This window comes from Streptomyces sp. NPDC058632, assembly GCF_042717095.1.
Lineage (GTDB): Bacteria > Actinomycetota > Actinomycetes > Streptomycetales > Streptomycetaceae > Streptomyces.
The window spans coordinates 1-11,311 of record NZ_JBHXQZ010000151.1; the positions used below are offsets into that span (position 1 = coordinate 1).

Consider the following 11,311-nt stretch of genomic DNA (forward strand, 5'->3'; position numbering starts at 1 on the left):
CCCGCCTGGGCATAGACGGTCCGGTTCAGAACCTCCCCGTCCCCACCCCACACGACCTCACGCAACGGCCGCTCCAGGTGCCCGTCCAGCCCCGCACACACCGCGTCGAACGCCTCCGCGAACACCGGAAAACGCCCATACAGCTCACGCCCCATGCCGAGCCGCTGCGAACCCTGACCCGAGAACAGGAAGGCGGTGGAGCCGCCCTGGGCGGTGCCTTCGAGGACGGCGGGGTGGGGTTCGGCGGCGGCGAGGGCGGTGAGGGCCTCGGCGGTGGTACCGGGGGCGGTGGCGAGGACCACCGCGCGGTGCGGCAGCGGGGCGCGACTGGTCGCCAGGGACAGGGCGATGTCGGCGTACCGGGGGGTAAGGCCCGGAGTCTTCGCGCCGTCGCCGAGGTGCGCGAGCAGCCGTTCGGCCTGGGCGCGCAGTGCGGCCTCGGAGCGGGCGGACAGCAGCCACGGGGTCACGGCGGGATCGACGGCCGGAGCCTCCGGCCCCGTGCCGTCGCCGGCTGCCGTCTCCTCCGCGGTGTCCGTACCGGCGGAGTCGGTGGCCTGTTCCAGCAGGACGTGGGCGTTGGTGCCGCTGATGCCGAAGGCGGAGACGCCGGCGCGGCGGGGGTGGTCGGCGGTGGGCCAGGGGGTGGCCTCGGTGAGGAGTTCGACGGCGCCGGTGGTCCAGTCGACGTTGGGGGTGGGGGTGTCGACGTGGAGGGTGGCGGGCAGCACGCCGTGGCGCATCGCCATGACCATCTTGATCACGCCCGCGACACCGGCGGCCGCCTGGGCGTGGCCGATGTTCGACTTGACGGCGCCGAGGCGCAGCGGCCGGTCGGCGGGCCGGTTCTGGCCATAAGTGGTGAGGAGGGCCTGCGCCTCTATGGGGTCGCCGAGGGTGGTGCCGGTGCCGTGGGCCTCGACGGCGTCGATCTGGTCGGGGGTGAGGCGGGCATCGGCGAGGGCGGCCTCGATGACGCGGCGCTGGGAGGGGCCGTTGGGGGCGGTGAGGCGGCTGCTGGCGCCGTCCTGGTTGACGGCGGTGCCGCGGATGACGGCGAGGACGGGGTGGCCGTTGCGGCGGGCGTCGGAGAGGCGCTCTACGAGGAGGACACCGACGCCCTCGCCCCAGGCGGTGCCGTCGGCCGCTTCGGCGAAGGGCTTGCAGCGGCCGTCGGGGGCGAGACCGCGCTGGCGGGAGAACTCGGTGAAGAGTTCGGTGGTCGGCATCATGGCGACGCCGCCGGCCAGCGCGAGGGAGCACTCGCCGGCGCGCAGGGCGCGGGTGGCGAGGTGGAGGGCGACGAGGGAGGAGGAGCAGGCGGTGTCGACGGTGACGGCCGGGCCCTCCAGGCCGAGGGTGTAGGAGATGCGGCCGGACAGGACGCTCATGGCGCCGCCGGTGAGATTGTGGCCCTCGGTCTCCTCGGTGGCGCGGGCGAGGGAGCCGTAGTTGGTGTCGGCGCCGCCGACGAAGACGCCGGTGTCGGTGTTGCGGAGTGAGGCGGGGCTGATGCGGGCGCGTTCGACCGCCTCCCAGGCGGTTTCCAGCAGGAGCCGCTGCTGGGGGTCCATGGCGAGGGCTTCGCGGGGGGCGATGCCGAAGAGGTCGGCGTCGAAGTCGGCGGCGCCGTCGAGGAAGCCGCCCTCGCGGACGTAGCTCTTTCCGGGGGTACCGGGGTCGGGGTCGTAGAGGGAGTCGAGGTCCCAGCCGCGGTCGTCGGGCAGCGGGCCGACGGCGTCGGTGCCGTCGGCGACGAGCCGCCACAGGTCCTCCGGGGAGCGGACGCCGCCGGGGAAGCGGCAGGCCATGCCGATGACGGCGATCGGCTCGCTCTGGCCGGCCTCGACAGACTCCAGCCGCTGACGGGTGCGACGCAGGTCTGCGGTGACCTTCTTGAGGTAGTCGCGGAGCTTGTCTTCGGAGCTTGCCATGGGGGTGGAATCCTCTGGTTCTGGAAGGACGCGGTGCCGGGCCGGGTGTGTCAGGCGAGGCCGAGTTCGTTGTCGATCAGGTCGAACATCTCGTCGTCCGTGGTGGTGTCGAGGTCGGTGTCGTCGCGTTCGCCGGTGGTCTCCGTGGTGGCGTCGAGCTTCCACTGGAGGGCCTGGAGTCGCTTGGCCAGGCGGGCCCGGTCCTGGTCGTCGAGCTCGGTGCCGCTGACGGCGGCCTCGAGGCCGGCGAGTTCGGCGAAGACTGGCTGGCCGGCGTCGCCGGACCCGGTGTCGCCGGTGCCGAGTTCGTCCCGCAGGTGGCGGACGAGGGCGGCGGGGTCCGGGTGGTCGAAGATGAGGGTGGTGGGCAGGGTCAGACCCGTCTCCGCGTTGAGGCGGTTGCGGAGTTCGACCGCGGTCAGGGAGGACATTCCGAGGTCGAGGAAGCCGCGCCCGGAGTCCAGCGCCTCGGCGGAGGCGTGGCCGAGGACGGCGGCGACGTGGCCGAGGACCGTGCGGTGCAGCAGGGCCTGCTGCTGGGGGCCGCTGAGCGCGGCGAGCCTGCGGCGGAAGTCCTGCGGTCCGCCCGTGGTTCCGGCGTCGGCGGCACGGCGGGCGGCCGGCCGGGCGAGGGCCCGCAGCAGCGGGGGCACCTGGTCGGCGCGCAGGGCGCGTGGATCGAGTCGTACGGGGACCAGGTGGGCGGTGTCCAGGGCGGTGGCCGCGTCGAGCAGGCCGAGGCCCTGGTCGGCGGTGAGGGGGCGGATCCCGGCCCGGTCCAGTCGGGCGAGGTCGGCTCGGTCGAGGGCGCCGGTGAGGTCGCTGCGGTCCTCCCAGAAGCCCCAGGCGAGGGAGACGGCGGTGAGGCCGCGGGCGCGCCGGTGCTGGGCGAGGGCGTCGAGGAAGGCGTTGGCGGCTGCGTAGTTGGCCTGGCCGGGGCCGCCCGCGAGGCCCGCGTAGGAGGAGAAGAGTACGAACGCGGAGAGCTTGGTGTCGCGGGTGAGTTCGTGCAGGTTCCAGGCGGCGTCGGCCTTGGGCCGCAGGACGTTGTCGAGGCGTTCCGGGGTGAGGGTGTCGAGGAGGCCGTCGTCGAGGACGCCGGCCGCGTGCACCACGGCGGTCAGGGGATGGTCGGCGGGTACGGCGGCGAGGGTCGAGGCGAGCTGGTCGCGGTCGGCGGCGTCGCAGGCGACGACGGAGACCTCGGCGCCGAGGGCGGTGAGGTCGTCGCGCAGGGCGGCGGCGCCGGGGGCGTCGGGGCCGCGGCGGCCGGTGAGCAGCAGGTGGCGTACGCCGTGCCGGGTGACGAGGTGGCGGGCGACGAGGGCACCGAGGACGCCGGTGCCGCCGGTGACGAGGACGGTGCCGGTGGCCGTGTCGTCGCCCCACGGGGTGCTGTCCGCGGGTGTGGTGCTGTCGCGGTCGGCGCGCACCAGGCGGGGCACGGTGACGGTGCCGGAGCGTACGGCGAACTGGTGCTCGCCGGTGCGGCCGGCCGCGGCGACGGCGGCGATCAGGGCGGTGGCCGACGGGTCGGCGTGATCCGCGTGGTCGCCGCCCGCGCCGTCGGTGGACGTGTCCCCGGTGGCCGGGTCGAGGTCGGCCAGGAGGAAGCGGCCGGGGTGTTCGGTCTGGGCGGAGCGCAGCAGGCCCCAGACGGTGGCGTCGGCGAGGGCCGGGACGCTGTCGTCCGGTCCGGTGGCGAGGGCGCCCTCGGTCACGACGAGGAGGCGGGTGGCCGTGTGGCGCGGGTCGCTCAGCCAGGTGGTGGCCAGGTGCAGGGCCCGGTGGGCGGAGGTGTGGGCGGCGGTCGCGGTGTCCTGGGCGGCCGCGCCGGTGGTGCCGTTGTCGTGGGTGTGGGGGACGACGACCACGGCCGGCTGCTCGGTGTCGCCGCTGTCCAGGGTGGTGGTGAGGTCGTCGAGGGTGGCGTGGACGTGAACGGTGGCGCCGGCCCGTTCGAGCGCGGCGGTGAGGCGTCCAGGGCCGCCGAGGACGGCCCAGGGCCCGGTGAGGTCCGCGGGGTCGGTGTCGCCGGTCCACGGGGTCCACTCGACGCGGTGCAGGGCGTCGGGGGTCGTGGTGGCCGGGAGCCGGTCCGGGGTGGCCGGTCGGGTGGTGGCCGTGGCGGTGAGGACGAGGGCTCCGGTGCCGTCGTGGGCGTGGACCGTCCAGGTGCCGCCGTCGCCGGTCAGCCGCAGGCGCAGCCGGGTGGCGCCGGTGGCGTACGTGGTGACGTCCTGCCAGCGGTACGGCAGTGCGGGCGCGTCGGCGTGCTCAGGGGTGGCGGCCAGGGCGAGGGCCGTCTGGAGGAGCGCCGGGTGGACGCGGAACCGGCCGGCGTCGGCATGGGCGTCCTCGGGGAGCTCCACGTCGGCGAGGAGGTCGGTGCCGTGCTGCCACACCGCGCGCAGGGTGCGGAAGCCGGTGCCGGTGTCCAGGCCGCTGCCGTCGAGGCGGTCGTGGGCCCGGTCGGGGTCGGCGGGGCGGGCGCCGGCGGGCGGCCAGGTGTCCGGGCCGGCCGGGGCGGGCACCGGGTCGCCCGCGGTGAGGGCGCCGGTGGCGTTCAGGGCCCAGGGCGCGTCGGTGCCGTCCGCGTCGGGGATGCGGGAGTGGACGGTGAGCGTGCGCCGGCCCGGGTCGGCGTCGGTGCCTCCGGGTGCGGAGACGGTGATCTGGAGGTCGACGCGGCCCCGGTCGGGGACGGTGATCGGGATGTGTTCGTCGAGGGTGGCGACGACCGGGCAGCCCGTCTCGTCGCCGGCCCGTACCGCCCAGTCGAGCAGGGCGGTGCCGGGGACGACGGCGGTGCCGTGCACGCGGTGGTCGTCCAGCCAGGGCTGGGCGGTCAGCGACAGACCGCCGGTGAGGACGGCGCCGCCGTCGGCGAGCCGGACGACGGTGTCGAGGCCGGTCGGGTCCGCCTGGGCGCCGGTCGCCTCCAGCCAGTACCGCTCGCGCTGGAAGGCGTAGGTGGGCAGGTCCACGGGTCGGCCGTGGGCGACGGCGGGCCGCCAGTCGACGGGGACTCCGGCGACGTGGGCGGCGGCGAGCGCGGTCAGCACCCGGTCGGCGCCGCCGTCGTCACGGCGCAGGGAGCCCAGGGCGACCGCGTCGGCTCCGGTGGCGGTGACGGTGTCCTCGATGCCGACGGTGAGCACCGGGTGAGGGCTGCACTCGACGAACACGTCGTGGCCCTGGTCGAGGAGGGCGCGCAGCGATTCCTCCAGGCGGACGGTGCCGCGCAGGTTGCGGTGCCAGTAGGGGGCGTCCAGGGCGGTGCCGGGCTGCCAGTCGGCGGTGACGGTGGAGAAGAACGGGATGTCGCCGTCGCGGGGTTCGATGCCGTCCAGGGCGGCGGGCAGGGTTTCGGCGAGCCGGTCGACGTGCGCGGAGTGGGAGGCGTAGTCGACGGGGATGCGACGGGCGCGTACGCCCCGCTCCTCGCAGGTGGCGAGGAGGGTGTCGAGGCCGTCGGTGTCACCGGAGACCACCACGGACGAGGGACCGTTGACGGCGGCGACCGAGACGCCGGGCAGTGCGGCGACGAGGTCGGTGACCTCGTCGTGCGGGGCGGTGACGGCCACCATGCCGCCGTGGCCGGAGAGTTCGCGGGCGATGGCGAGACTGCGCACGGCGACGATCCGCGCGGCGTCGTCGAGGGAGAGGGCGCCGCTGACTGCGGCGGCGGCGATCTCGCCCTGGGAGTGGCCGAGGACCGCGGCGGGCTTGAGGCCGTGGGCGCGCCACACCTCGGCGAGCGCGACCATCACCGCCCACAGCGCGGGCTGGGCGACGTCCACCCGGTCCAGGGCGGGTGCGCCTTCGGTGCCGCGCAGTACGTCGGTGAGGGACCAGTCGACGTACGGGGCCAGGGCGTCGGCGCACGCGGCGATCCGCTCGGCGAACACCGGGGAGGTGTCCAGGAGTTCGGCGCCCATGCCGGCCCACTGGGAGCCCTGTCCGGGGAAGACCAGGACGGCCCTGCGGTCGCGTCCGGCGCCCCGGCCGCCGCTGGTCACGGCGGGCGAGGGGGTGTCGTCGGCGAGGGCGGCGAGGCCGGCGCGGAAGTCGCCCGGGTTGGTGGCGACGACGACGGCGCGCCGTTCCAGGGCGGCGCGGCGGGTCACGAGGGACAGGGCGATGTCGGCGGGCGCGGCGTCGGGGTGCGCGTCGAGGTGCGCGAGCAGGGCCCGGGCCTGGCCGCGCAGGGCGGCGTCGCTGCGGGCGGACAGCACCCAGGGCAGCGGCCGGTCGGCAGGAATTTCCGGTGAGTCGTCACCGTCGATGTCGGCCCCGCCGGCGAACCCCGCTTCCGCCGGAGCCTGTTCGAGGATGACGTGGGCGTTGGTGCCGCTGATGCCGAAGGAGGAGACGGCGGCCCGCAGGGGCCGGGGGGTGGTCGCTTCGGGCCACTCGGTGGCCTCCGCGAGGACGCTGACGGCGCCGGCGGACCAGTCGACGTGCGGGGTGGGCGCGTCGACGTGCAGGCTCTTGGGCAGCAGGCCGTGCCGCAGGGCGAGGACCATCTTCATGACGCCGGCCACGCCCGCGGCGGCCTGGGTGTGACCCAGGTTGGACTTGACGGAGCCGAGCAGCAGGGGCCGCTCGGGGTCGCGGCCCTGGCCGTAGGTGGCGAGGAGGGCCTGGGCCTCGATGGGGTCGCCGAGGCGGGTGCCGGTGCCGTGCGCCTCGACGGCGTCGACCTCGGCGGCGCTGACGCCTGCGTCGGCCAGGGCCTGGCGGATGACGCGCTGCTGGGCGGGTCCGTTGGGCGCGGTGAGGCCGTTGGAGGCGCCGTCCTGGTTGATGGCGGAGCCGCGGACGACGGCGAGCACCTGGTGGCCGTTGCGGCGGGCGTCGGAGAGGCGTTCGACGAGGATGAGGCCGACGCCCTCGGAGAAGCCGGTGCCGTCGGCGGCGGCGGCGAACGGTTTGCAGCGGCCGTCGGCGGCCAGGCCCCGCTGGCGGGAGAAGTCGACGATGATCTCCGGCGAGGACATCACGGTGACACCGCCGGCCAGGGCCATGGTGCACTCGCCGCGGCGCAGCGCCTGGAGCGCCATGTGGAGGGCGACCAGGGAGGAGGAGCAGGCGGTGTCGACGGTGACGGCCGGGCCCTCCAGGCCGAGGGTGTAGGCGACGCGGCCGGAGACCACGCTGTTGGCGTTGCCGTTGTTGACGTAGCCGGCGACTTCGTCGGGGACGTGGGCGACGCGCTTGAGGTAATCGCTGGAGGACAGGCCGGCGAAGACGCCGGTGCGGCTGCCGCGCACCGACCGGGGGTCGATGCCGGCGCGCTCGAACGTCTCCCAGGCGGTCTCCAGAAGCAGCCGCTGCTGCGGGTCCATGGCGAGGGCCTCGCGCGGGGAGATGCCGAAGAAGTCGGCATCGAAGTCGGCGGCGTCGTGCAGGAAGCCGCCCTCGCGGGTGCGGGAGGTGACCTGGTCGCCGGGCAGGGCGTCGTAGAGGCCGTCGAGGTCCCAGCCGCGGTCGTCGGGGAACTCGGCGATGGCGTCGGTACCGTCGGCGAGGAGCCGCCACAGGTCCTCCGGGGAGCGCACCCCGCCGGGGAGACGGCAGGCCATGCCGACGATCGCGAACGGCTCGTCCTCCCCGGCCGCTGCCGGAAGGGGTGCCGGAGCGGCGGGCCCCGTGGCGGGGGCGCCGCCGGAGAGTTCGCCGTCGAGGTGGGCGGCGAGTTCGGCGAGGGTCGGGTGGTCGAAGACGAGGGTGGCGGGCAGGCGCAGCGCGGTGGCGGCGTTGAGCCGGTTGCGCAGTTCGACGGCGGTCAGCGAGTCGAAGCCGAGGTCGCGGAAGGCGCGGCCGGCGTGCAGTTGGTCGGGGTCGGTGTGGCCGAGGACGGCGGCGGCGTGGGTGGCGACGAGGTCGCGCAGGAGGGTGAGCCGGTCGTCGGCGGACAGGCCGGCCAGACGCAGCCGCAGTCCGTCGGTACCGCCGGCGGCGCCCGCTTCGGCGGTGCGGCGGACCGGGCCCCGGTACAGGGCGCGCAGCAGGTGCGGGACCTCGCCGTCGCCCGCGCGCAGTCGGCCGGTGTCGAGGCGGACGGGGACCAGGTGCGGGCGCTGTGCGGCGAGCGCGGCGTCGAACAGGGCCATGCCGTCGGCCGCGGACAACGGCAGGACGCCGGAGCGGCGGACGCGCGCGAGGTCGGTGTCGTCGAGGTGGCCGGTCATGGCGCTGGCGTCGGCCCACAGGCCCCAGGACAGGGAGGTGGCGGGCAGGCCGTCGGCGCGGCGGCGGTGGGCGAGGGCGTCGAGGTAGGTGTTGGCGGCGGCGTAGTTGGCCTGTCCGGCGTTGCCGAAGACGCCGGCGCCGGCGGAGAAGAGCACCAGGTCCGCGAGGTCGAGGTCGCGGGTGAGGCGGTGCAGGTGGCGGGCGGCGTCGGCCTTGGGGGCCAGGACGGTGCGCAGCCGGTCGGGAGTGAGGTGCTCGAGGGCTCCGTCGTCGAGGGCGCCGGCCGCGTGCACCACGGCGGTGAGCGGGTGGTCGGCGGGTACGGCGGCGAGGGTCGCGGCGAGCTGGTCGCGGTCGGCGGCGTCGCAGGCGACGACGGAGACCTCGGCGCCGAGGGCGGTGAGTTCGTCGCGCAGGGCGGCGGCGCCGGGGGCGTCGGGGCCGCGGCGGCCGGTGAGCAGCAGGTGGCGCATGCCGTGCCGGGTGACGAGGTGGCGGGCGAGGATGCCGCCGATGGTGCCGGTGCCGCCGGTGATCAGGACGGTGCCGTCGGGGTTCCAGGCGCGCGGCACGGTGAGGACGATCTTGCCGTAGTGCTTGGCCTGCGCCATGTGGCGGAAGGCGTCACGGGCGTGGTGGACGTCCCAGGTGACGGTGGGCAGCGGACTGAGGGCGCCGTCGGCGAAGAGGCGGGTGAGGTCGGCGAACATCTCCTGGATGCGGTCCTCGCCGGCCTCGCGCAGTTCGTACGCCTGGTAGAGGGCGACGCCGGGGTGGTCGCGGGTGACCTGCTCGGGGTCGCGGACGTCGGTCTTGCCCATTTCGACGAGGCGTCCGCCGGGGGCGAGCAGGCGCAGGGATGCGTCGACGAAGTCGCCGGCCAGCGAGTTCAGTACGACGTCCACGCCGCGTCCGCCGCTGGTGTCGCGGAACCGGTCCTCGAAGTCGAGGGTGCGGGAGGAGGCCAGGTGGTCGTCGGCCCAGCCCTCGGCGCGCAGCAGGCGCCGCTTGTGGTCGCCGGCGGTGCCGTAGACCTCGGCGCCCCAGTGGCGGGCGAGCTGGGCGGCGGCCATGCCCACGCCACCGGCGGCGGCGTGTACGAGGACGGACTCGCCCGCGGCGAGGCCGGCGAGGTCGCGCAGACCGTAGTAGGCGGTGAGGAAGGCGACGGGAACGGAGGCGGCCTGGGTGAACGTCCAGCCGTCGGGCATGGGGGCGACCATGCGGGCGTCGGCGACGGCGTGGGTGCCGAAGCCGCCGGTGACCAGGCCCATGACGCGGTCGCCGGGCGCGAAGCCGGTGACGCCGGGTCCGGTGGCGGTGACGACGCCCGCGGCTTCGGCGCCGAGGAGCACGGCGGGACCGGGGTACATGCCGAGGGTGTTGAGGACGTCGCGGAAGTTGAGGCCGGCGGCCCGTACCTCGATGAGGACGTGTCCGGGCGCGGGCTCGTCGGTGATCTCGGGGCAGGGCACCAGTTCCAGCTGGTCGACGGAACCCTTCAGCGGGATGTCGAGGCGCCAGGCGTCGGCGCCGTCGGGCGCGGCCAGGGCGTCGACGGTGCGGGGGCGGGTCAGCCGGGGCACATGAGCGGTGCCCTGGCGCAGGGCGAGCTGCGGTTCGCCGGTGGCGAGCGCGGCGGGCAGTGCCTGCCAGGAGTCCTCATGGATGTCGAGGTCGGCGAGGACGAGGCGGCCGGGGTGCTGGGACTGCGCGGAGCGCACCAGGCCCCAGACGGCGGCGCCGGGCAGGTCGTGCGCGGGATCGCCGGGTCCGGTGGCGACGGCGCCCCGGGTGACCACGACGAGGGGGATGTCCGCGGTGCGGTCGTCGGCGAGCCAGTCGTTGACGGTGCTCAGGACCTCGCCGAGGACGGTGTCCGGGGCGGCCGGGGTGTCGTCGCCGGGAGGGACGGCGGCCGTCGCGTCCTCACCGGGTGCGGCCGTCGCGTTCTGTCCGGCGAACAGTAGGACGGCGGTGGGGGGTTGGCCGGTGGCGTCGTCGAGAGCGGTGAGGCCGGCGAGGGCGGGCAGCGGGGTGCCGTCGGGGGCGGTGATGGGGGCGTCCGGGGTGCCGAGCACGGCCCAGCCGGTCGCGTGGGCGGGGGTGGCGGCAGGTGTGAGGGGGGTCCAGTCGAGGTGGAACAGCCAGTCGCGGGCGGCCCGTGCGGACGGGTCGAGGGTCTCGGCGGCCACCTCGCGGACGGCCAGCGAGTCGATGACGGCGACGGGCGCCCCGCTCGGGTCGGTCAGGTGGACGGTGACGGTGTCCTCGCCGGCCGGGGAGATCCGTACGCGCAGCGCGGTGGCGCCGGTGGCGTAGAGGGACACGCCGGACCAGGCGAAGGGAACGACGGTGCGGTCGTCGCCGCCGGGGGCGAGCCCGGCGGCGTGCAGGGCGGCGTCGAGCAGGGCGGGGTGGATGCCGAACCGGGCGGCGTCGCCACGGGCCTGGTCGGGCAGGACGACCTCGGCGAACACGTCGTCGCCGCGCCGCCAGGTGGCGCGCACGCCCTGGAAGACGGGGCCGTACTCGTAGCCGCGGCCGGCGAGCAGGTCGTAGAAGCCGTCGGCGGCCAGGGCGGTGGCGCCGGGCGGCGGCCAGGCGGTGAAGTCCTCGGGCCGTGCCGCGGCGGGGGCGCCGGGCTCGGCGAGGGTGCCCTGGGCGCGCAGGGTCCACAGGTCCTCGGTGTCGCCGTCGGGGCCGGTGGCCCGGGTGTGGACGGTGACGGGGCGGCGGCCGGAGTCGTCGGCTTCGCCGATGCCGATCTGGACCTGGACCTCGCCGCGCTCCTGGAGGACGACGGGTGCCTGGAGGGTCAGTTCGTCGACGCTGCCGACGCCGAGGACGTCACCGGCGCGGATGACGGACTCGACGAGTGCGGTGCCGGGGACTATGACGGTGCCGAAGACGGCGTGGTCGGCGAGCCAGGGCTGGCTGCGCAGGGACCAGCGGGCGGTGGCGACGAGTCCGTCGCCGCCGGCGAGTTCCACGGAGGCGCCGAGCAACGGGTGGTCGGGCGATTCCAGTCCGGCGGAGGTGACGTCGCCGGAGGAGTCGGCGAAGCGGGGCCAGTAGTGCTGCCGCTGGAAGGGGTAGGTGGGGAGGTCGACGCGCCGCGGGCGGGTGCCCGCGTAGAAGGCGTCCCAGTCCACGTCCGCGCCGCACGCCCACGCCTC

General features: G+C 75.9%; 2 protein-coding genes. Both read right to left on the bottom strand.

The window, feature by feature from the left end; genetic code table 11:
- The coding region (locus tag ACFWVE_RS33735) for a type I polyketide synthase (RefSeq protein ID WP_384022673.1) at positions 1-1,934 on the bottom strand (1,934 nt) is incomplete at its 3' end.
- Positions 1,935-1,984: 50 nt separating this feature from the next.
- Positions 1,985-11,311 (bottom strand): SDR family NAD(P)-dependent oxidoreductase (locus ACFWVE_RS33740; protein WP_384022676.1); only part of this gene is annotated, 9,327 nt, incomplete at its 5' end.